The organism is Maridesulfovibrio sp. (assembly GCF_963666665.1).
Taxonomy (GTDB): domain Bacteria; phylum Desulfobacterota; class Desulfovibrionia; order Desulfovibrionales; family Desulfovibrionaceae; genus Maridesulfovibrio.
Genome location: NZ_OY762999.1, coordinates 1,332,032 through 1,353,837, shown reverse-complemented (window position 1 = coordinate 1,353,837; position 21,806 = coordinate 1,332,032). Strand labels below are relative to the sequence as shown.

At 45.4% G+C, this 21,806-nt stretch carries 23 protein-coding genes and 3 tRNA genes; 16 read left to right on the top strand and 10 right to left on the bottom strand.

The window, feature by feature from the left end; genetic code table 11:
* The first annotated feature begins 142 nt into the window (after window positions 1-142).
* Both ACKU40_RS06040 and ACKU40_RS06035 read left to right on the top strand, forming a co-directional pair.
* The gene (locus tag ACKU40_RS06040; RefSeq protein WP_320175617.1) at window positions 143-634 is read left to right on the top strand and encodes a HyaD/HybD family hydrogenase maturation endopeptidase; all 492 of its coding nucleotides are present in this window, start codon (window positions 143-145) and stop codon (window positions 632-634) included.
* A gap of 21 nt (window positions 635-655) precedes the next feature.
* Complete coding sequence (locus tag ACKU40_RS06035; RefSeq protein WP_320175616.1) at window positions 656-913, top strand: HypC/HybG/HupF family hydrogenase formation chaperone; 258 nt, start codon at window positions 656-658, stop codon at window positions 911-913.
* Window positions 914-988: 75 nt separating this feature from the next.
* On the opposite strand, the gene ACKU40_RS06030 is transcribed toward ACKU40_RS06035, so the two are convergent.
* A complete protein-coding gene (locus ACKU40_RS06030; RefSeq protein ID WP_320175615.1) occupies window positions 989-1,549 on the bottom strand; it encodes a lectin-like protein in 561 nt (186 codons plus the stop codon).
* 230 nt (window positions 1,550-1,779) lie between these two features.
* Here ACKU40_RS06030 and ACKU40_RS06025 point away from each other — a divergent pair, with 230 nt between their 5' ends.
* The gene (locus ACKU40_RS06025) at window positions 1,780-2,886 is read left to right on the top strand and encodes a M20/M25/M40 family metallo-hydrolase (protein ID WP_320175614.1); all 1,107 of its coding nucleotides are present in this window, start codon (window positions 1,780-1,782) and stop codon (window positions 2,884-2,886) included.
* Between the two features lie 75 nt (window positions 2,887-2,961).
* On the top strand, window positions 2,962-3,465 hold the full coding sequence (gene tsaA, locus ACKU40_RS06020; RefSeq protein WP_320175613.1) for a tRNA (N6-threonylcarbamoyladenosine(37)-N6)-methyltransferase TrmO: 504 nt from the start codon (window positions 2,962-2,964) through the stop codon (window positions 3,463-3,465).
* On the opposite strand, the gene ACKU40_RS06015 is transcribed toward tsaA, so the two are convergent.
* The 8 genes from ACKU40_RS06015 to ACKU40_RS05980 all read right to left on the bottom strand — a co-directional run bounded on the left by ACKU40_RS06015 (window position 3,462) and on the right by ACKU40_RS05980 (window position 13,740).
* Window positions 3,462-4,352: a hypothetical protein gene (locus ACKU40_RS06015; RefSeq protein WP_320175612.1), complete on the bottom strand. Its 891-nt coding sequence runs from the start codon at window positions 4,350-4,352 to the stop codon at window positions 3,462-3,464. The genes tsaA and ACKU40_RS06015 overlap by 4 nt on opposite strands.
* Window positions 4,353-4,518: 166 nt before the next feature.
* Window positions 4,519-4,938 carry a cytochrome c3 family protein gene (locus tag ACKU40_RS06010; RefSeq protein WP_320175611.1) on the bottom strand — a complete coding sequence of 140 codons (420 nt, stop codon included), beginning with the start codon at window positions 4,936-4,938 and terminating at the stop codon, window positions 4,519-4,521.
* A 17-nt stretch (window positions 4,939-4,955) separates the two neighbouring features.
* Complete coding sequence (locus tag ACKU40_RS06005; RefSeq protein WP_320175610.1) at window positions 4,956-5,699, bottom strand: 4Fe-4S dicluster domain-containing protein; 744 nt, start codon at window positions 5,697-5,699, stop codon at window positions 4,956-4,958.
* Complete coding sequence (gene fdnG / locus ACKU40_RS06000) at window positions 5,699-8,758, bottom strand: formate dehydrogenase-N subunit alpha (RefSeq protein ID WP_320176364.1); 3,060 nt, start codon at window positions 8,756-8,758, stop codon at window positions 5,699-5,701. The genes ACKU40_RS06005 and fdnG overlap by 1 nt, the downstream gene beginning before the upstream one ends.
* Before the next feature lie 411 nt (window positions 8,759-9,169).
* Window positions 9,170-10,006, bottom strand: a complete 837-nt coding sequence (locus ACKU40_RS05995) for a class I SAM-dependent methyltransferase (protein WP_320175609.1) — start codon at window positions 10,004-10,006, stop codon at window positions 9,170-9,172.
* 161 nt (window positions 10,007-10,167) lie between these two features.
* Window positions 10,168-10,788: a hypothetical protein gene (locus ACKU40_RS05990; RefSeq protein WP_320175608.1), complete on the bottom strand. Its 621-nt coding sequence runs from the start codon at window positions 10,786-10,788 to the stop codon at window positions 10,168-10,170.
* Window positions 10,789-10,875: 87 nt separating this feature from the next.
* Window positions 10,876-11,937, bottom strand: coding sequence for a glycine cleavage system aminomethyltransferase GcvT (gene gcvT, locus ACKU40_RS05985; protein ID WP_320175607.1), 1,062 nt, complete (start codon window positions 11,935-11,937; stop codon window positions 10,876-10,878).
* Between the two features lie 60 nt (window positions 11,938-11,997).
* Window positions 11,998-13,740: a hypothetical protein gene (locus ACKU40_RS05980; protein ID WP_320175606.1), complete on the bottom strand. Its 1,743-nt coding sequence runs from the start codon at window positions 13,738-13,740 to the stop codon at window positions 11,998-12,000.
* A gap of 369 nt (window positions 13,741-14,109) precedes the next feature.
* Between ACKU40_RS05980 and ACKU40_RS05975 the strand changes: the two genes are divergently transcribed.
* Genes ACKU40_RS05975 through ACKU40_RS05960 form a run of 4 tightly spaced genes read left to right on the top strand, consistent with a single transcriptional unit; the run spans window position 14,110 to window position 17,178 of the window.
* Entirely contained in the window at window positions 14,110-14,313 is a 204-nt protein-coding gene (locus ACKU40_RS05975; protein ID WP_320175605.1) for a DUF6485 family protein, read from the top strand.
* Between the two features lie 3 nt (window positions 14,314-14,316).
* Window positions 14,317-15,342 carry a GAF domain-containing protein gene (locus tag ACKU40_RS05970; protein ID WP_320175604.1) on the top strand — a complete coding sequence of 342 codons (1,026 nt, stop codon included), beginning with the start codon at window positions 14,317-14,319 and terminating at the stop codon, window positions 15,340-15,342.
* 27 nt (window positions 15,343-15,369) lie between these two features.
* Window positions 15,370-16,395 carry a rod shape-determining protein gene (locus tag ACKU40_RS05965; protein ID WP_320175603.1) on the top strand — a complete coding sequence of 342 codons (1,026 nt, stop codon included), beginning with the start codon at window positions 15,370-15,372 and terminating at the stop codon, window positions 16,393-16,395.
* A gap of 3 nt (window positions 16,396-16,398) precedes the next feature.
* On the top strand, window positions 16,399-17,178 hold the full coding sequence (locus ACKU40_RS05960; protein ID WP_320175602.1) for an inositol monophosphatase family protein: 780 nt from the start codon (window positions 16,399-16,401) through the stop codon (window positions 17,176-17,178).
* Here the strand turns inward: ACKU40_RS05960 and ACKU40_RS05955 are convergent.
* The gene (locus tag ACKU40_RS05955) at window positions 17,171-17,686 is read right to left on the bottom strand and encodes an NUDIX domain-containing protein (protein ID WP_320175601.1); all 516 of its coding nucleotides are present in this window, start codon (window positions 17,684-17,686) and stop codon (window positions 17,171-17,173) included. The genes ACKU40_RS05960 and ACKU40_RS05955 overlap by 8 nt on opposite strands.
* Window positions 17,687-17,745: 59 nt before the next feature.
* Between ACKU40_RS05955 and rimI the strand changes: the two genes are divergently transcribed.
* From rimI to ACKU40_RS05915, 8 genes are all read left to right on the top strand, one after another.
* Window positions 17,746-18,282, top strand: a complete 537-nt coding sequence (rimI, locus tag ACKU40_RS05950) for a ribosomal protein S18-alanine N-acetyltransferase (RefSeq protein WP_320175600.1) — start codon at window positions 17,746-17,748, stop codon at window positions 18,280-18,282.
* Window positions 18,283-18,318: 36 nt separating this feature from the next.
* Window positions 18,319-19,509 (top strand): phosphoglycerate kinase, encoded by a 1,191-nt coding sequence (locus tag ACKU40_RS05945; protein WP_320175599.1) that lies wholly within the window; start codon window positions 18,319-18,321, stop codon window positions 19,507-19,509.
* Window positions 19,509-20,264 (top strand): triose-phosphate isomerase, encoded by a 756-nt coding sequence (gene tpiA / locus ACKU40_RS05940; RefSeq protein ID WP_320175598.1) that lies wholly within the window; start codon window positions 19,509-19,511, stop codon window positions 20,262-20,264. Before ACKU40_RS05945 ends, tpiA begins: the two co-directional genes overlap by 1 nt.
* Window positions 20,265-20,307: 43 nt before the next feature.
* A complete protein-coding gene (secG, locus tag ACKU40_RS05935; protein ID WP_015851814.1) occupies window positions 20,308-20,646 on the top strand; it encodes a preprotein translocase subunit SecG in 339 nt (112 codons plus the stop codon).
* A gap of 56 nt (window positions 20,647-20,702) precedes the next feature.
* Window positions 20,703-20,789 (top strand) — tRNA-Leu (locus tag ACKU40_RS05930).
* Window positions 20,790-20,920: 131 nt separating this feature from the next.
* Window positions 20,921-21,007: transfer RNA gene (locus tag ACKU40_RS05925), tRNA-Leu, on the top strand.
* Window positions 21,008-21,174: 167 nt separating this feature from the next.
* On the top strand, window positions 21,175-21,576 hold the full coding sequence (locus tag ACKU40_RS05920; RefSeq protein ID WP_320175597.1) for a hypothetical protein: 402 nt from the start codon (window positions 21,175-21,177) through the stop codon (window positions 21,574-21,576).
* Window positions 21,577-21,710: 134 nt separating this feature from the next.
* Window positions 21,711-21,797 (top strand) — tRNA-Leu (locus tag ACKU40_RS05915).
* Window positions 21,798-21,806 lie beyond the last annotated feature (9 nt).

Sequence of the window (21,806 nt, the reverse complement as noted above, 5' to 3'; positions counted from 1 at the left end):
GGAATAGAAATGGACTGTAAAAAATTTTTAAAGATCAGTAGCGAAGCCCGTTAAAAGTTTTTGAAAAGGGGAGCCCAGAGGGGAAAAGCTTTTGCAAAAGTTTTTCCCCTCTGGCCCTCGGAGAGCCGCCGGAGGCATCTGAATGACAGAAGAGAAAAAGATTTTAGTTCTTGGGGTGGGAAACATACTTTTCACTGATGAAGGTATCGGCGTGAAGGTGGTAAATGAGCTGATGAATCAGTACTCATTTTCAGATAACGTTGAAGTAATGGACGGCGGCACACTTGGCACCAAGTTGATGGGGCCTATGATGGAATGCGATTTCCTGATCGTAGTGGATGCCGTTCTGGGTAATGACGAGCCCGGTTCGGTTTACCGCTTGACAGGAGAGGATTTGCGTAGGAGTCTGGCTTTTAAGGATTCAATGCATCAGACAGACCTGCTCGATACAATGGTCCTGTGCGAGTTGTGCGACAGACGTCCTGAATGTGTGGTTATCGGTGTGGAGCCGAAGGACTATCAGACCATGCATGATGAGGTTTCTGATGTGACGCTGGAGCGGCTTCCTTTCATGATGGAAAAGGTGCTTGAGGAAGTTTCCGCAGCCGGCGGCAGTTATGAAAAGATGGCCTAGTGCCGATAAGGGGTGTTTTACATGTGTTTAGCTATTCCTGTTCAGATTAAGTCCATTGAAGATCAAGTTGCAAAATGTAAGGTAGGCGAGGGTGAAACATACCTTGATGCTTCGCTTATGCTTTTGGCTGATGAAGTTGAAATTGGCGACTATCTCATTGTTCATGCCGGATTTGCGTTACGCAAGCTCGATCCCAAAGAAGCGGAAGAAACCCTGAAAATTTTACGCGATATGGTTGCATTGACCGAAGCTGAAAGAAATAAAGCCTGTAACGCTTAACAGCTGTTTCTTTTCAATAAAAAAATCCCGGTAACCTGAGAGGCTGCCGGGATTTCTTGTTGCTGATGAAACGTATTATTTCGCAAATTTCTTTTTGATTCCGAAAAGTCCGATCAAAGAAGCTCCGAGAAGCCAGATTGCGCCTGGAATAGGTGTGGGAGCAGTTGGCTTTTCAATCACGTAGCCGTTAATCATGGATGAAACGGCAGATCCTTCATCGTTCCACTGGTAGTTAAATCTTTGGTCTGCGCTCAAGTGGAACTCGTCAATTCGAGAGTTATTGGGCTCTGCGCTGTACCAGTCGGTATAATTCCAATCTTCGCCAGTGACCCAATGCCAGTTGGAAGTAGGATTTTGCCTATTCTCATCACCAGTCTGGTAAGCTCCAAGCCAGTATGCCTTATCGTTTCCCTGAAATACTGTGTTTTTTAGGAAATTGTTTTCTTCTGATGACGTAATGGTTACCAGATGCCCACCGGCATTTTCTGCAGCAAGTTTCGCTTCATCCCAACTAATACCCATAGATTGGACAATTGTGTATTCTGAATTGCCAAAAGTAAATGTTGAGGCGAAAGCAGGTACGCTGCTTAATAAGAAAACAAAACACGTGACACATAATACATTAAAATACTTCATTTTGGTTCCCCAACCCAGTAGTTAAATTTATACTAATTAAGAATACTATGTGCAAAGTTCGGTTCATGCAAGTATAACTTTCTAGTCTAAGTCATTTTATAATTCGAAATTTTAAAAACATTTTAAAAGACAATATATTATGTGATTGGGTTTATTCAAAAATACTCCTGTTCAAGTGAATACTTCGGTGATAAATATTTCTCAAATTTAAGTCTTTTTTGGGAGTTATTATGATAAATCAAGAACGAATTCTTGAATTGTTTTTTGATCTTGTTCGCATTGACAGTCCTTCTCTTAAAGAAAAAGAGGTTGCCGTTTATCTTCGTGAAAAAATGGAGAAAAGAGGCTTCAAAGTTAGTGAAGACAAAGCTGGTGAGTTGACCGGAGGTAATACCGGTAACCTTATCGTACATGTCTCTGCTACGGGAGAAGGGGAGCCTATTACTTTTTCCGCACATATGGACTGCGTGCAGCCCTGCATTGGCGTTGAGCCGATCATTGATGGCGATGTCGTCCGCAGTGCCGGAGATACTGTTCTTGGTGGTGACGACAAGGCCGGGATAGCCATGGCTATTGAAGCACTCAATCATTTGGAGGAAGAATCAATTCCTCATCCCGACGTTTATTTCGTATTTTCCATCTGTGAAGAGTCAGGCATGCATGGTGCCAAGAATCTGGATACGGATTTACTTCCGGCTAAAGATATTGTCATTCTCGATTCAAGCGGAGATGTAGGCACTATCGTTGTTGCGGCACCCGCTAAGGCTGCAATTAATATTACCTTTATCGGTAAATCTGCTCATGCTGGAATTGCACCGGAAGAGGGTATTAGTGCTATTCAGATTGCGGCTGAAGCTGTTTCCAAGATGAACCTGCTGCGCATTGATGAATGCACCACTGCAAACCTTGGACGTATTGAGGGCGGCAGCGCAACCAATATTGTTGCCGACTCAGTAACCCTGACCGCTGAAGCCCGTTCTCTGCATGATGATTCTCTCAAAAAGCAGCTTGAGCATATGGAAGCATGCTGCGCTGCTGCTGTTGAGAAAGTCGGCGGGGAGTATAAGTTTGAATATGAAATTTCATATCCTGCCCTTAAGGTGGCTGATGACAGTAAAGTACTGGCCCGGGTCGAAGATGCCTGCAAAAATATAGGTGTTACTCCCAAAAGAGTTCCTACCGGTGGCGGCAGTGACGCGAATATTCTTTACGGTAAAGGTTTTAATGCTGTCACCTTGGGAATTGGAATGAGCAAGGTGCACACCACAGAAGAGTTTATTAAAATCGAAAGTTTAACCAGTTGCGCTGAGCTGGTGGCTGAAATTATGAAAAGCTAGCTAAATTGTCCTCTTCTGAAGTTAAAGTGTCACTTTAACTTCAGAAGGGTTTTTTACTTGCTTTCGGAGGATAAAATGGCTTTACCTGAAAAAGATGCCATAATTTTTCACCCCATCGGTCTCATTCGTTCTCCTTTTGATTCGCTTGAAGGAATGCCAATTCAGCCTTCCGGAGCAAAAGATGTTGAAGGAAGAATTGAACTGCACGGAGCCTTGGAAGAAGGCTTGCAGGATCTCGAAGGGTTCTCTCACATTATTTTGCTGTATCATTTTCATAAAAATGAAGGATACAAGCTGAAGCTTATACCATTTATGGACAATGAAGAGAGGGGGGTGTTCTCCACTCGTGCCCCGCGCAGGCCGAATATGATCGGAATGTCTACCGTGGAATTGATTCGTATTGAGGGCAATATCCTTCATATCAAAGGTGTGGACGTTCTTGATGGATCTCCTCTGATTGACATTAAGCCTTATGTGAAAAAATTTGATGCTGTTCCTGCCGACCGTTTCGGTTGGCTGGAAAAAAATGCGGATAAATCTGAGATTTTGAAGTCGGACGAGCGGTTTGTGGAAGATTAAGGAAGTTTTTTAAGATCTATCCATAGTGATTTATCTTCTGTAGGAGTCTCCGGCGGCAACAAAGGATTTTTCAATTCAATTACTATGCGTTTATTAAAACAAATTTTTTCAAACATCGTGCGTAGTTGTGGATGGTTGTAAAATAGTTTGTCAAATGAACCATCTTTAATCGCTAGTCGCAAGCCTTTTTCTAGCCTCTCAGCCATCTTAACATTCTTACGGCTTACGAAGAAATAGAGTGGAGCGGTATATTTAAGCAGGAGTTTTTTTTCGACAACAAGTTCTTTATTGGGGTATTTGGCAATTTCATTCCATGGTTCGCTTACGCTACGTGGTAGATAATCAAACCTGTTCTGAAGCAGCATGTCAAAGCAAAAAGAATAATGGGAACAGGTTTCGACAGGCAGACCGTTAGCTCTTAATATTTTTGTATCCGGCCAATCGTGTCCTTGTCCTGCAATGAAATATTTCAAGTTATTAATTAATTTTATTTTACGGAAAGAGTCTTGCCTGCCTGCTTTGATTATAAAGACCCTATATCCGAGGAGTCCTTTTTGAAGTGGGATGCGTATCGGTAGGAATTCTTTTTCCCTTTTAATGGAAGTCATTGACCATACAATATCGATTCCACCTTCGCATTTAACCATACGTAGGCTTCGATCCTGTTCCGTTGGTAGTTGATACTGTTTAAGTTCATAATCTCCGTATTCATCAATTGTTTTGTTCAAAGAAAGCCTTAGCAAATCTACGACATAATCATGTCGGTGATCCTCTGGATGGATATAAGGAATTGTTATTTGGGCTACAGTTTCTGCTTTCGTCAAATTTGGTACAAATATGACGATTACCCAGATAAAACAGAATATTTTGCATTTATAGAAACTCATAATTCACCAGCTTATTGCCGATTTTATAAGTTTTTTAGTTAAGCTAGAGTTTATATATTACTTGCTTTCATCGTTTAAAAAAAGAAAAAACTCGCCGAAGCGAGCTTTTTCATGGAGTGCTTGGACGGGATTCGTCCTTGCATATAATGTAGACTGTTTTTTAGGTTTACCTGATTCCCTCAGGGTGACATGCGGAGTTGATGCATCCGCTCATTTCCTTGTCATTGCCAAATTCCTTGACATGGCAGCCGAGGCAGGAAGCGCGTTTGAGGTCCTTACGCTTATAATGCATGGCTTTGAAGTAGGATTTGTATCCCTTGGCAGGAATCGGTTCAAAGTTGGTATGACAGTCGGCACAACTGGTCGGCTCGCCTGTTTTTTTCATTTTATGGTGGCAGTCAACACATTCGTGGTTTGCATGGCTTGAATGGTTGAAAACCACGCCGTGATCTTTAGGACTCTTACCCTTGATGAAGTTGATGACCAGATCATCTTCGGGGGCGGTCCAGTCTTCCTGTGCGCCCGCGCCGATGGCTACGAACACAATGCCCATCAAACACAGGCATGCGATCAATAATTTTTTCATCTTATTTCTCCTGCCTGCTAGGCTTTATTTTTAAGAGCGGAGAGGAATCCGCGTCTTGATGTTTTAGAAGGACTTACCCCGGCCATGAGTGTCTTGCGCTGATATGCAGAAGCCACAACATTTTCATGGTAGCTTTCCGGCTTGGTCTCACAGAGATAGATTACGCGAACATCATCAGGATCGGCGAGGTAGGCGTTGGGATTAGTCTTTTTGACCTCCGCAAGCCTTTCCTTGGCCATCTTAAGCATATCCGCACGGTCTCCAAAGTTCATGGTTCCGGTGGGGCAGCTTTGTACACAAGCAGGCTGCATGCCCATTTCCACACGGTCAAGACACATGTCACACTTGGACCAGAGTCCGGTTGCCTTGTCCTGACGGGGAACATTGTATGGACAGAGTTCCCAGCTTTCCAGTTTACCTTTGCGGATAACAGCCTTGTCGGTCATTACCACTGCGCCGGTTTTTTCATCCTGAACCACAGAGCCCGGTGCATACATGTTTGCAATGTACTTACATGGAGGCTCTATGCAGTGACGGCATTGTTCAGGAAAGAACAGCCAACGGAATTTACCGTCTTCGTCACGGGCTTCGCTGAAGCGCACAAGACGGATGGTTTTTGAAGACAGATCCTGCGGGTTCTGATGAGAACCAACGTTGCGGGTATGTTCTGCAGGCAGTTTTTTCCACTGTTTGCAGGCTACCTGACAACCACGGCAGGCGGTACAAAGGGTGAGGTCTACAAAGAAGCTTTTACCGGACATTAGTTATCACCCTCCTTCCACTTGCGGATATTGACCATGAAGGCCTTATATTCGGGGATACCGGTGTTCGGGTCACCCACGTTGGGGGTTACAATGTTTGCAGAATCACCGCCGTTGATGGGGGTTACCCAGCCGTAATGCCAGGGCATACCGACCATGTGAACGTCAGTTCCATTGATGTTGTAAGGCTGGATACGCTCGGTAACCATGGCAATGGCCCAGAGTGATCCACGTACACTTTCAACAGTGACTTTTTCACCGTTTTCAATGCCGCGCAGCTTGGCAAGTTCGGGGCTGATTTCCACGAACATCTGCGGTTCAGCTTCTATCAGCCAGTCCTGCCAGCGGGTCATGGAACCGGTCTGCCAGTGTTCGGTGATACGGTAAGTAGTACCAACGAAGGGGAAACGCGGATCGCAGACTGCCTTTTCCTCACCCTTGATCTGAACCGCCGTGGGGTTGTGCAGGGTTTTGGAGAAAGGATGTGTCTTTACCGGACATTCCAGCGGCTCGTAATATTCAGGCAGGGGGCCGTCAGCGCGGCCGGGGCCGAACAGTTGTCCGAAGCCGTTCTTACGCATGATGAACGGATGTTTTGTTCCGGGTTTCCAGCCGCCATCAGGCACGTCACCGGTCCACTTGGAACCGTTCCACTTGATAACTGCTTTCTTGGGTGCCCAAGGCTGTCCCTTTTCATCAACAGAAGCTCTGTTGTAGAGGATGCGGCGGTTTACAGGCCAGCACCATGTCCAGTTGGGGAAGAGTCCGATATTGGCCTGTTCCTTGGTCTGAGTTGCATCATGGCGCATGGATTTGTTTTCCGTGTCAGATACGGAGTTACAGTACAGCCAGTTACCGGAGGTAGTGGAACCGTCTGCCTGCAGATAAGCGAAGCTGGGGACCTGCTGTCCTTTCTTGAACTTCTTGCCCTTTATTTCAACATCGCGGGTAAACCAGCCGTTGCAAAGTTTGGCGGTCTTACGGGCACTGAATTCCATGTGCCCGTGCTCGTTTTCTTCGCACATGTTTTCGAAACTGAGGTGGGTAATAGGTTCAGGGTATGCACCACCTTCTTTTTCGTAGAGAGCTTTGAGCTCTTCCCAGATTTCGTGGAAGTAGTGACCGTCAGTCATTACATTACCGAATGGCTCAGGGCCTTTGTAACGCCATTGCATCCAACGACCGGAGTTGGAGACGGAACCTTCTTTCTCGATTGCGGAAGCACAGGGAATGAAGAAGGTTTCAGTCTTGATCTTCTTGGGATCCATGTTCGGACCTTTCCAGAAGTCACTTGTTTCGCACTGGAAGAGGTTGACGTTGACCATCCAGTCCAGTTTGCCGAGAGCCTTACGGGTCTTTACAGAGTCGGAGCTGGAGCAGGCCGGGTTCATACCCCATACCAGACCGCCGGTGAATTTGCCTTCATACATACGGTCGATGAGCGGAATCCATGAATACTGGCTGGCCTTATGGTTATCGAGGCGCGGCAGATACTGGTAACCTTGTTCAGGGGTATCCTCGGAGTACATGGCCTTGATCAGGCTGGCCGAGTACTTGGGATAATTCTGCCACCAGTTGGCGGATTCAGGGTCAGTGCTCTTGGGAGTATAAGTGTTGTTATACTGCTCAAGGGTATCCTGACCTGCCAGCGGGGTTTTCAGGTAGCCGGGGAGAATGTGATAGAGCAGGGCGTAGTCAGTGGAACCCTGTACGTTACATTCTCCGCGCAGGGCGTTAACACCGCCGCCTGCAATACCGATGTTGCCGAGCATGAGCTGAATCATAGCCATGGCACGGATGTTCTGTACACCTACAGTGTGCTGGGTCCAACCCATTGCGTACATGATGGTACCGGCTTTGTCTTTTTTACCGGTGGCAGTGTAGGTGCTGTAGAGCAGCTCAAGGTCTTTTGTTGATACACCGGAAATGGAGGATACTTTTTCCGGAGTATAACGGGCATAGTGTCTTTTCAGGATTTGAAAAACACAATTGGGGTCCTGCATGGATTTGTCCTGCTTGGGAATGCCCTTGTCATCCAGTTCAAAAGCCCACTTGGACTTATCGTATGAATTGGATTTGTGGTCGAAACCGGAGAACAGGCCATCCTTGAAGTCGTAGTCTTTGCCTACGATGAAGGAAGCGTTGGTGTAATCGAGCATATATTTATGGAAGTAACGTTTGTTCTTGATGATGTAATTGATCATTCCGCCGAGCACGGCGATATCAGTACCGGAACGCAATGGGATGTATGCATCCGAGCGTGCGGAAGTACGAGTGAAGCGCGGATCAACATGAATGATCTTGGCACCGCGTTTCTGTGCTTTTACAGCCCATTTAAAGGAAATGGGATGGTTTTCGGCAGCGTTACTGCCCATTATCAAAATGCAATCACTGTTCTGAAGGTCATTCCAGTGGTTGGTCATCGCGCCGCGTCCGAACGACTCTACCAGAGCCGCAACAGTTGCGCTGTGTCAGATACGCGCCTGGTGCTCAACATAGACCAGGCCGAGTGCGCGCATGAAGCTGTGCATGGCATAACATTCTTCGTTATCCAGCGCAGCGGAGCCGAGAGAGGCGATACCCATGGTACGGTTGACCACCTGTCCCTTTGCATTTTTCGTTTCAAAACTTTCGTCTCGAGATTTTTTGATCAACTGTGCGATGCGTTTTTTACAGAAATCCCAATCTTTCTCTTCCCATTCTCCGCTAAAGGGAGCGCGGTACAGGAATTTACCGGGGCGTTTGGGGTTTTCGGTCATCTGGATGGATGCCGCGCCCTTGGCACAGAGAGCACCTTCGTTAATTGGGTGGTCAGGGTTACCTTCCACGTTTACCGCACGTTTGGTCTCAAGGTCGGTGTTGACCAGAAGTCCGCAACCTACGGAACAGAACGCACAGACGGAAGTGGTCTGCTTGGTCCATTTGGGACTGAGCTGCTTTGCCCTTTCCTCGGCTGTATTGGCGAAAGCTTTGCCAAGTCCGCCGAACGCCGGAACAGCGGCAATCCCCGCAGCTGCAGCAGTCGTCAGCTTTACAAAATCTCTACGATTAATGTTCATCATCGCTCCTGAAATTTGAGGGTGTTCCAATCATCTGTGTAAGAACCTATCCGTCAATGGGAATGATGAAAAAAAAATTTTGCTTGTAATGTGAATGACACAACTTAATATGTGCACTATTTGATATAATAAGTTGTTTCTTGTGTATTGCTTTGAAATTTAAGGAATAATTTGAATATTAATAGAGCTGAAAGTGACCGAATGACTTTTATTCAGCACTATTTGCGTAATAAAAGTCACGGTAGGCTGATTGCTTGTAACACATTGAAGTATAAGCTTTTTGCAAATGAGCATGCTCGGTATTGCAGTGCGTTAGGAGATTATTATTACTGATCAGACATAATTGTCTGAAATTTAGAAGAAAAGTGGACCATTTTTAAAATAAAAAATAGTCCACTTTAATATATTCAGCTACTTACGAATAATGACGGCAAATTCATTGCTCTCGTTTTGGTACTTTGAACCGGCGACATCACCAAGTAATTCGATCCCGGTGAATCCACAGGCAGCAATTTCTGCCTCTAAATCCGCAGGAGAGAAGTATTGCAACCAATTGTAGATCATGCGGACCTTCGATTGCTGAATAATAACGTATTTATCCAGCATTACTTTTTTCTGTTCATATTTAAATGTGTTCAAGAATCCGTAATAATGTTCTTCAGCCCAGAAACCATCCATCAGGTTTGGTTCAAAAACGCGTTTCTCAGAAAGCTTATTGAATGCATTAAAAGAATAGACATCCAGCAGTATTGAACCTCTTGGTTTAAGCAGGGCATAGAATTTACGGAGCATAGTTTTCCGCTGCTCAGGACTGAGCGCGCAGAAGTCGCACATGATCATTGTGATGAGATCAAAGTGGTTGTCCGCAGTGAAATCCAGATAATTCGTATTTACATAATTGATTTCAACATCGTTGTTCCGGGCAACTTCACGGGCATAAGCAAGAGAGTTGGCGGAGAAGTCAATTCCGGTGACATCAGCTCCGGCTTTCGCAAAAGCTGTTGTGTACAGACCGGGACCGCACCCGAAGTCGGCAACTTTTTTACCTTCTGTCAGTCCAAAATGGTTAATTATCCATTCTGATGACTTCGCGATGAATGAAGAGTTGCGGGAAGCCGCATCGATATTTGGATGTAAATGGTAATTCAGCATCTGTTTCGCGATGTGTTCATCGGTCCAGAGATCAGACGCAGTATAGAATTCAAAAGGCAGGGGACGTGAGTTGATGTACATCAGTTCTTTAAACATAACAAAACCTTAATATCCTTTGATAGAATATTATTTAAAAAGGTTGCTTAACTGCGCAAGGTTGGGCAGTGCAACGCAAGAGCCAAAAGGTCTTTATATGATTAAAGTCTGGACATAATGGATAGCATTTAGCTTGATAATTTGAGGATGTCCACCCCAAATTAGTCGCTAAATAAATTTCGTAATGGCCGGAATCTCTTTTTAAATTTTTTCTGCTGTTGGGGTGACTGGAGAAAATTTATGATTTTGGCTGTGCCCGCTATTTGCTGAATAGAATTACATACAGCCTTTTGCTCATCAGGGTTTAATACTCCCAGAATAACTACATTGTTCTGTACAACTTTCACGATAACTTTAGATGATGGATAGTTTGGGTCAAGGAGGCCTTTCAGTTTTATTTCAAGCTCTGACGAACCGTTCGCATCTGTGCTTTTCTTTTGCGGCAGAAAATAACTAATTCCATAAAGTCCAGAGAGTTCCGTGACGCTATTTATCAACGCATCCCGTTCAGCGTCACTTTCAACTTCTCCAATGAGAAAAGCATGGGCTGAGTAAACATAACTTGAAATATTCGTCAGACTTGCAGGACAATTCAGGAGTATTGTTTTATGTAATTGCAATTGAAGACGAATGTCTTGGGCTTGCGTGATATATGGCCGCTCATCTTTTGCAGCTTTGAAGATTCTACCGTAGGGCACAAAACCAGCTTCAGCTTTAAAACAAATCAAGCTTGTCGTTGCCAGTACTAAAGACACCAAAAGATATTTAACGATATTGCGCATAGCTTGGTTGTAATGTGCCTTGGGCCAAAAAGAAACCCCGCCACTTTGATTAAATGGCGGGGTTTAATCGATTATGAAGAAAAGGTTCTAATCCAGCTTTTTACGCGCAGAACCTTCTTTATAGAAAGGAAGCTCAGCCTTTTTAGCTTCAAGGTCTTTGCGAGCACCCTTAATAGTGAAAGTGTCAGCTTCAGCAGCATCCTTGGCCACATAAGCCAGAGCGATGGAGTAGCCGAGAGTAGGGGAGAAGGAGCCGCTGGTAACCTTACCAACTTCCTTGCCGTCAAGCATGACGACATCGTCATGACGCGCGGAACGGCGGCCTTCGATGGTCAGGGGAATAAGGAGTTCCTTTACATCGGTGTAGGCGTCTGCCGAAAGCAGAAATCCGTAACCGCCCTCGCGGGGATTATGGTTGGTATCGAGGTCCTGACCGTAGAGAGGGTAGCCGCACTCAAGACGCAGGGTGTCGCGTGCGCCCAGTCCGATAGGCTCCACCCTTTCGTCGGCAACCAGTTTTTCCCACAGGGAAAGAGCCTTGTCGGCAGGGAGATAAAATTCGTAGCCCAGCTCACCGGTATATCCTGTGCGGCTGATGATCAGTTTGTAGCCGTCAAATTCTGCTTCTTCGAAGTTGAAGTACTTGAGGTGCTTGAAGTCACGTCCGAAAACAGATTCCAGAACATCAAGAGCAAGGGGCCCTTGCAGGTCGATCTTGGCAGTTTCATAGGAAATATTTTCGAAGTTCAGTCCTTCGGGAAGTCTGGAATCAATCCAGTTAAAATCGCCTTCCTCGCATGCACCATTGACTACCAGCATGTAGGAGTCTTCTGCAAGGCAGTAGATGATCAGGTCGTCAAGAACTCCGCCTTTGTCGTTGGGCAGGAAACCGTAACGGCATTTACCCGGTGCAAGGGTGTCCAGATTCTGGGTGACCAGCTTATTCAGTCCGTCTTTTGCTCCTTTTCCGCTGAGTTTGAATTCACCCATGTGGCTGATATCAAACACGCCGACCTTTTCACGGGTCTGCTTGTGTTCAGCAATAATGCCGGCGTACTGGACTGGCATTTCGAATCCGGCAAAGGGAACAAGTTTTGCGCCGTTTTCACGGTGCCACTCAGTCAATGGTGTAGTGCGCAGTGCTGTCAATTTTTTACTCCGTATAAATTGAAAGCACCCGAATAAATCAAGGTGCTTTCAGAGTTAAATTTAAACCAATCCGCTTACGGATCCATCTTCATAGAGGGAACGGCTCTTGCGGATCGACCTGAATTCATCAAGAACCATAACAATACGACCATAATATTTTCTAATTTTAAGGCCATAAGGTGTAAGTTCATCTTCCGGACAGGAAATATAATTACGTATCAAATATGAATCATTAAGAACCCTGTCGCCGATTTTCAAAGCTGTTTCAACAAGCTTGTCAAAGTAGTTGACGATTTCAAATTTGAGCTCATTCATGATTTCATGCATTGTCTGCAGCATCTCAAGGTAACCGATTCTTTTACCCCGATACTTCCTTTCTTTGAGGTCTTCAAGGACTTTGAGTTTACGGGCTTGCTGGATGAAGCTGTATTTGGACCAGACTTCCTGATAAAGGTCGGTTAATTCGTTGAACGGCTCATAGTTGTCGGGAGCGAGCAGATAGCTGTCCAATACTTTAACTACGCCGGAATAAAATTCATCGGAATACCCGATGATCCTGCGCTGATGTTTCGAAAGCCACGCAAAAAGAAACTTCAACCGCCGTTCATGGGTCTCAGTGTCCTGAATCAGTTCATTGCGTTTATAGACAATGTTTCCCGTATATTCACCACGTACAATGTCGTTGAGCAGGATGGTCATGCTGGACGCATCCTTGATCACGTTGAAGTGGGAGGCACATTCACCGGTTAAGGGATGAATTACCTGCTGCTCGTAAACAGAAAGAGCACGATCTTCACGAACGTTTTCCGGGTTGAATTTGTGCTGACGGTATTTGACTTTGAGAATAACGACACTTTTTTTCTCATCAACAAAGAATCCGCCTTTTTTTAACTCGGCGATGGTCTCTTTGTTGTCCTTACTGACTTGAACCAATGCGATTTTTTCCACTCGCGGGTAATGCTTGGCTTTTGGATGGGAAAAAAGAGAGGTTATGGTGCGGTCGGATTGTCCCAGAACACGGACCATGAACTTTTCACCCATTCGGTGCAGCCGACGGGCAAAAAGAGCAGAGGAGGTGCGCCGTTCCGAAACGATGGGAAAGCCGTGCAGTTCCATAAGAAAAGTGTAAACGAATAAACGGTTGTATTCGTAAAGCAGGTTGTCACCCGGCTTGAATTTACCGATTCTGATGCCGAACCGCTTCAGCTCGTTATCTAGGTCAGAGGGAAATGAACCGAAGACACCGGCAAGATAAAATTTTCCGGTGTTATCCTGAGCCATGACCTGAGCTCTTTCAATTTCAAGCAGATGCGGAAGAATTCGGTCGTAATTTTCAATGGCTGATATGTCAGTATTACCGAATTCGTTGAGAAATTCTTTATGTGAACGCTTGGGCAGCCTGCTTTCAAAGGTTTCAATGTTCGCTTTGAGAATTGACTCAAAAAGGGGACACGCATCTTCAGTGGTGGAATCATCTAAAAGACGCGGGCTGTGCAGGATGTCGAATTGAAAAATTTCCTGAAAAAAATTCAGGGGACGCTCAAGGGCGACCATGCTGAAACCGGGAAGTTTTTTATACTCGTAAAGGTCTACCTCAAAAGAGGGTAGCAACTCGCGGTCATCAACCAGAGGATACTGGTTGCGGTTTTCAAAGTAAGGACGGAGCAGGCAGTTTTTAATGTGGACATGATCCAGATGCAGTCGCAACCCATCCAAAGACCTCATATCGTAAACATCCTGAGGAGTTACGGTGTCCGTGTCACAGGCTTCCCCTGTATATTTGGAAAAGGCTTCCTGCCACATATTAAAACCCTGCATGTTGCTGTAGGATTAAAACGGACATGTTCTTTGATGTCTTCATCAAGACTATGCCAATTTATATTAATGTATGAATAGCCCGAACTGCAAATAATTACAACCGAATTTATCTAGAAAAATTGTAGAATTTAATTTTTCTTAAAAAAGGACGTCAATTTGTGGATAATAGCTCATTTTTTGGAGAAAAAAGGCAGTATCTGTAAAACATGACATTTTTGAGGTATTTAAAAAGGGACGGTATTAAACCGGGTATCTGTTGACCGGGAAGGCTCTTTCAAATAAGAATGATACGGATTTGATTATATCATAAGATATCTGTCTTTTCTAACGATCATAATTTAAGGATGAAAATATATGAGTTTAGACGGTTGCTCCATTGAAAAAAATAAAGTGGACTGTCCCTGTACCTATAGCGGCTGCCCCAGAGCCGGTGCCTGCTGTGAATGTATAAAGTATCACCGCGCCAAAGATCAGCTTCCGGCCTGCTACTTTACACCGGAGCAGGAAAAAACTTATAACCGGAGCATTGATTATTTCATCGAGTGCAGGACTAAATAGAGCATGCCTAGAAACGAAATTTTAATTAATATCCTCAGCATCGTCTGTAATGTTTTTGAGGCGCACAGTGTTGTCCTGTTTTTGCCGGACGGTCAGCATGGTTATTCTCTGTCTACTTATTTCAGTCTTGGCGATGACATCTCTCCCAAGGGAACACCCTTGCAGAAAAAAAGTCTTGCCGGGATTGTTATCGGCAAGAATGAACCTCTTTTCATCAACAATATGGACCGCAAAGGCGCCACTACCCTTGGGTATTATGAGAACCGTGAAGATTCCAAGGTTAAAGCCTTCATGGGCACGCCGTTGGAGCAGTCTCTCGGGGCCATATGCCTTGACAGTAAGCGGACTTATTCCTTCAGCACCAAGGATCTGAAGATTCTTTCCCAGTTTGGCAAGATGATCACATCCATGCTTTCATGCATCCGGTCAGTGGATGCAGACGGGAAGAAAAATGAATATTTCATGACTCTTAAGCTTTTGCATGATTTGCGTAAAAGACAACCCAAATGGAATTCATTTTTAGATAATCTGCTGAATATGACTGCTGGAACAAGTGGCTTTTCTCATTCATTCCTCACTGTTATCGATCAGAGAGGAACTTCTTTTTATATGGAAGGTGAGAATAAGCCTATCCTGCACAAAGGAAACTCAAAATCTATGGCCTTTCCTCTTGGCAGCGGTCTGGTGGGCTGGGTATATAAAAATAATGAACCTATTTTTATCGAAGAAAATAATGCAGGACAGGCAGCCTCAAGTCTTCTGGGTGCAAGTGCAAGTACCCTGGATTTCATGAGTATCATCTGTCTGCCTCTCGTTTTTCAGCGCAAGACACGGGGAGTTCTTGTGCTGGCAAATGAACAACCGAAGCGAATTGACGAGGACTTGAAGGATTTCCTGTTTATGGTATCTGAGTATCTTAATCAGTTTCTTGAAAACCTTTTTCTGAAAAGCAAGCTTGCGGAAGCACGCACTGCCTTGCAGAAAGTAACCCCGTCCAAAACCAATCCGGTTTTGATCAACGACAATTAACCGCTTCATGCATGAGGCCTGATTTATATGTTGTGGGCTAAAATAATGAGTTTTTTCGGCAAGGATCTTGCCATGGACCTTGGTACGGCAAACACGCTGCTTTACACCCCGAAGGATGGGATCATCCTTAATGAGCCGTCTGTCGTTGCCCTTGATGCGCGGGATGAATCTGTCATCGCCGTGGGAAAGGAAGCCAAGGAATATCTTGGGCGTACTCCTGACAAAATCAAGGCTATCCGTCCCATGAAAGACGGTGTTATCGCTGATTTTGAGGTAACCAAGAAAATGATCGCTTTCTTTATCAAAAAAGCGATCAAAGGCCGCAATCTGGTCAAACCCAAGATTATTATTTGTGTGCCTACCGGAATCACGCAGGTTGAGAAAAGAGCGGTTATCGAATCCGGTCAGCAGGCCGGTGCACGTGAAGTGCGACTCATCGAAGAGCCAATGGCCGCAGCCATCGGTGCCGGATTAAACATTCATGAGCCGGAAGGGAACATGGTTGTAGACATCGGTGGCGGTACTACCGAAGTTGCGGTTATCACCCTTTCTTCAGTTGCTCACAGCCAGTCTGTGCGTGTTGCAGGTGACGAGATGAACCTCGCCATTATGCGCTACATGCAGGATGAATTTAAGCTGCTGGTCGGTGAGAATACTGCAGAAAGAGCAAAAATTCAGATCGGTTCTGCAATTGAGCTGCCTGAACCCTTGACGATGACTATTTCCGGACGAAATCTGCTGGACGGTAAACCCAAATCTATTGTAATTAATGATGCTCAAATCAGAGAAGCTATTGCTGACCCTGTTGCTGCTATTGTTCATTCTGTAAGGGTGGCTCTTGAGAGCACTCAGGCAGAGCTAGTTGCCGATATCGCCGATAACGGTTTGCTTCTGGCCGGTGGGGGAGCTCTCCTTAAGGGACTGGATAGATTGATAAGCCGCGAAAGTTCTCTCAAGGTAATCATTGATAACGACCCGCTGACTACCGTTGTCCGTGGGACAGGCTTAAGTCTCCAGAAAGATAAAGGTTTTGAGAAAGTTTATATTAATTAAAAGATGCAATCACTACTTGAAAAAGCTACTGCGGCTGTCCTTGAGGCCGGTGAAATAATCAGGGAAAGTTACAATAAGCCCAAGAAAATTAAACATAAAGGCCGTATTGATCTCGTTACTGAGACTGATTTGGCGGTTGAAAAATTTCTTAAAGCAAAACTTGCAGAAATATTACCGGGATCTTCTTTTCTTGCTGAAGAAACTTCTGGCGATGCCGAGCTGGTTGATCGTACATGGATCATTGATCCTTTGGACGGAACCACCAACTTTGCCCACGGATTGCCCATGGTCGCTACTTCCGTTGCTCTTTGGGATAGCGGTCAGGTGGTGCTCGGTATAGTCAATCTGCCTATATTAAATGAAATATTCACTGCTGCGCGCGGCGGCGGGGCTTTCATGAATGGTGAACCGATTCATGTATCGGATTGTGGCTCCCTTGAAGAATCTCTGATTGCCACCGGTTTTCCTTACGCCATTGAAGAACATGTTGATTTCATCACCGATGCCTTGAGCAGGGTGCTGGTTAAGACTCAGGGCGTTCGCCGTCCCGGTGCGGCTGCTTTTGATCTCGCTTATACCGCATGTGGCAGGTATGAGGGTTATTATGAGAATTCTCTCAAACCCTGGGATATGGCTGCCGGATGGTTGCTGGTGGAGGAAGCTGGCGGGCGTGTGACCGAATATGGACTAGGTGAATTCAACCTGTATTCACCCATGATTCTGGCCACCAACGCTCATATTCATGAACAGCTTGATGGACTGATTCAGCCTAAACTTATTTGAATTTGAAAAGTAGCTCCCGGTCATTTAAAAAGACAAGGGATGGTGCCAGCAATTCGCGATACTCACGAATCAGCCAGTCCAGTTCACTTTCAGAATAAAAGTAGCCGGAATCAGCCTCTTCTGTGACTAAGTCTGGATTTGTGTTCAGTTTATCCAATACGAAAAGGGAAATGAATTCATAGCCTGTTTCGGATGATGCTTCGATATCTTCGATCAGTTTTAGGCCGGCACTGCGAATTCGAAGCTTGCTTTCAAGTTCACGCAAAGCCGCTTTCTCAGTGGATTCGCCGGTATATACGTGTCCGCTTACGGAAACATCCCAACGTCCTGCATATAGTTTATGTTGCGGGCTTCTTTTTTGAAGAAAAAGTTTTCCTTCATTGTCATAGACAAGTATAATCACCGAGCGATGCCGTAATGACTGCCGGTGGACTTCATTGATGTCCATACTTGTTAAGGGACGGTTGTTCTGGTCGACAACCTCGATCTGAACGGTATTTTTTTTCACTTTTAAACAAATTCTTTTCGTTTTTGAACACAGACGTTCTTTCAATTCATGGAAATTGCGTGTATGAGGTTCATACTGACTTTGGTTGTGAACTCACATTTTCCACCCATGCACAGGTAGATACCTTATTTATGAAAAGCGCGGAAGTCATCTCTGGTACTCAAAAAATTTTCGATCTCGGTCCGGAACATCTTAGTCAACTCAGGGCTCTTGAGGCTCTGTGCTTTGAATATTACTGGACCGAAGAGCAGTTCCGTCTGGGACTGGAAAAAAAAGCATTCTTTGTCCTTGGATACGAAGAGCAGGGTCTGCTGGTGGGGTATCTGGCCTATTCGATTGTGCTGGATGAAATGGAAGTTCTTAATTTGGGAGTCCACCCTGAGTTCAGAAGAAAGGGAATTGGCAAGGCACTTATGCTGGATCTTATGCAGAGGTGTCGGGAGATGAATGTGAAAAGAGGGCTTTTGGATGTTAAGGAATCCAATGCTCCCGCCATTAGGCTTTATGAAAGCCTTGGTTTTGTTCAGGTGGGAGTCAGGAAGAATTATTATCCGGATACAAGGGAAGACGCCCTCCTGTATGATTTGGATTTTTAGTCAGTAAACTCAAACCGATTTAACCACGGAGTGATTATGCGCTTCATTGACCAACTTGATATTGCAGGAAAAAAACTGCTGATGAGAGTTGATTTCAACGTCCCCCTGGATGGTGAAACCATCACTGACGACAACCGCATCAAAGCCGCTGTCCCTACCTTTAAATATGCACTTGAAAAGGGCGCTTCGGTTATCGTTATGGCCCACTTGGGTAAACCCAAAGGTAAAAGGGTAGATTCCCTGAGTCTTGCTCCCGCTGCCAAGCGTCTTGGCGAATACCTCGGAATGGAAGTTCCCCTTGCTCCTGATTGCATTGGTTCTGAGGTTGAAAAAATGGCTGCCGATCTGAAGTCCGGTCAGGTCATGATGCTTGAAAACCTGCGTTTTCATGCCGAAGAACAGGCCAAGACTCCCGAAGAGCGCGGCGATTTCGGCAAACAGCTCGCCGCCCTTGCTGATATTTATGTAAACGACGCATTCGGTGTTGCGCACCGTGCTAACGCTTCTGTTGTAGATGTACCTTATGCTGCAAAAGAATGCTGCGCCGGCTTCCTGCTCAAACTGGAATGGGAATACCTCGGTGAAGCACTTAAAAATGCTCGCAAGCCTTACATTGCTGTTTCTGGTGGTGCTAAAGTTTCATCCAAGCTCGGCATTCTCAACAACCTGATTGGTAAAGTTGATGATTTCATCATCGGCGGCGCCATGGCCAACACCTTCCTGCTCGCTCAGGGCAAGACTGTAGGTAAATCCCTTGTTGAAGAATCTCTCGTGGATACCGCCAAGGAAATTATGGATAAGGCTGCTTCCTCCGGTACTACCTTGCATCTGCCTACCGACTTTGTCTGGGGCAAGGACATTGAAACCGCACAGGGTGTTTGTGACGGCGATTCCGTTCCCGAAGACGGCATGCTGCTCGATATCGGACCTGAGTCCGCAAAGAAATTCTGTGAAGTGATTGAAAGGTCCAAAACCATCGTCTGGAACGGTCCCATGGGGCTGTTCGAGAAAGAGCCTTTCGCTCAGGGTTCCCTTAAGGTCTGCGAAGCTATGGCTAACCTTGATGATGCTACCACCATTGTTGGCGGCGGCGATACCGATGCTGTTGTGCATCAGGCCAAGCTTGAAGATAAGTTTACTTTTATTTCTACCGGTGGCGGATCCTTCCTCGAGTTTCTCGAAGGCAAAGAACTTCCCGCATTTAAAGCACTTAAGGAGAACAGCTAATGAAAAAATTAATGGCAGCCAACTGGAAGATGTACAAAACCCGCGCTGAAGCTAAAGCAACAGCCAAGGATCTGCTCAAAAAAATCGAAGGCAAACTTCCTGCCGACCGTGAAGTTGTTATTGCTGCTCCTTATACCGCTCTGGAAACCGTAGGTTCCGTGCTGGCAGGAAATGCTGATTGCCATCTTTCCGCTGAAAACCTTTATCCTAAGGCTGAAGGTGCATTCACCGGTGAGATTTCTCCGGCTATGCTTAAGGATGTAGGCTGTGTATATTCACTGGCTGGGCATTCCGAACGCCGTGCAATCATTGGTGAAACTGATGAGCTGGTCGGTGAGAAGGTTGCTTTCGGCCTTGAAAACGGCCTGTCCATGATTCTGTGCATCGGTGAAACTATCGACGAAAGAAAAACCGGGGAAGTACAGAAGGTTATTGACGAACAGCTCGAAGCTGGTTTAAAGAATGTAGCTTCCGACTTCGCTCCCGAAACCGTTGTTGTTGCCTATGAGCCTGTTTGGGCTATCGGTACCGGTGAAGTGGCCGGCGAAGGCGAAATCGTTGAAGCTCACGGTTTTGTCAGAGAAAAGCTGAAAAAACTTTTTCCTGAAAAAGCCAATGAAATCCGCATCTTGTACGGCGGTAGCGTTAAGCCTGCCAACTGCGCCCAGATCATTGCACTTGACAATGTGGACGGAGTCTTGGTAGGAGGCGCGAGCTTGGACGCGGAAAGTTTCAGCCAGATCGCACTGGCTTAAATATCTGCCTTATTCCAGGTGAAAAAATAAAGGAAAAAAAGCTTTGCAAACGCTCGTAATTACTGTACACATTATCGCCTGCGTCTTCCTGATCATTTTCGTTCTTTTACAGAGCGGTAAAGAAGACATGGGCGTAATCTTCGGCGGAGGAAGTGGATCTGTTTTCGGTAGCACCGGAGCAGGCGGAGTTCTCGTAAAGATCACTGCATTTCTGGCAGCAATCTTCCTGGTAACTTCTCTTTCTTACAACTACCTCTCCGGCAACAGGATTGCTGATGAGTCAGTCATGCTTAAAGGTGACACCATCATCACTCCTGAAGTAGAAAAGCCTGCTGTCACTTTTGAAGAGCCCGCAAAGGCTCCTGCAGAAGCGACCAAATAGTAAGTTTTTAAAAACTTCACTGAAGTTCTTTAAAATATATAGCTCGTAGTTTCAGAGCCGAGGTGGTGGAATTGGTAGACACGCTGTCTTGAGGGGGCAGTGGAAGAGATTCCGTGGGGGTTCGAATCCCCCCCTCGGCACCATCTGAAAAGCAGGTGCTTCGAAAGAAAAATCCTAAATATTACGGGCAATTATTTGCAAAAACATCTTGCAAATAGATTCATAGAGCGGTATCAATCTCCTCAACGAGACGCTCTATGAGCATACACCTCGGGCCGAGGTGGTGGAATTGGTAGACACGCTGTCTTGAGGGGGCAGTGGAAGAGATTCCGTGGGGGTTCGAATCCCCCCCTCGGCACCATGCAACTAAGAAAGGGTTGAAGCGAAAGCTTCAGCCCTTTTTTGCGTTTACATAACAAAAGATGTAACTTGCCCATTTCACAATAGCTTGGAGTCGCATCATGTCAGATCAGGACAAACCATTTCAGCGTAAGGGGTCTCTTTCCAATGCTCACGTTGGGAGGGCGTTTGAATTTGCTGCTAAAGATTGTTTGGGAATCACAAGGAGTAAAACTTGTCCGTTCAATCAAATTTCCTATCGGCATCGATATAGCCAAAATAAAAGATCATGCATTTGATTTAGGATGCACTGAGCAAAAAGTTATAGTTGAATGCAAATCGCATAAATGGACTTCCGGAGGAAATGTCCCAAGTGCGAAATTGACTACATGGAATGAAGCTATGTATTATTTTGTAACAGCGCCATCTGGGCTAAGAAAAATAATGTTTGTGCTACGAGATTTTTGCCCGAAGCATAATTGCACTCTAGCTGAATATTATATCAAGACGAATTATCATCTAATCCCAAGCGATGTTGAATTCTGGGAGTTTAATGACGAAACCAGAGTAGCACGCAAGCTTAAAACTTAATTCTTGTGGTCTGATTTCATTGATAAAAACCAAATCAAATTAATTTCAAATTATTATAAAAAACATCTTGCCAAGGGTGTGAGATTTACGTAAACACTTCTTCACACGACACGGAAACGCGTTGTACACCTCTTGCCGAGGTGGTGGAACTGGTAGACACGCTGTCTTGAGGGGGCAGTGGAAGAGATTCCGTGGGGGTTCGAATCCCCCCCTCGGCACCATGCAACAGA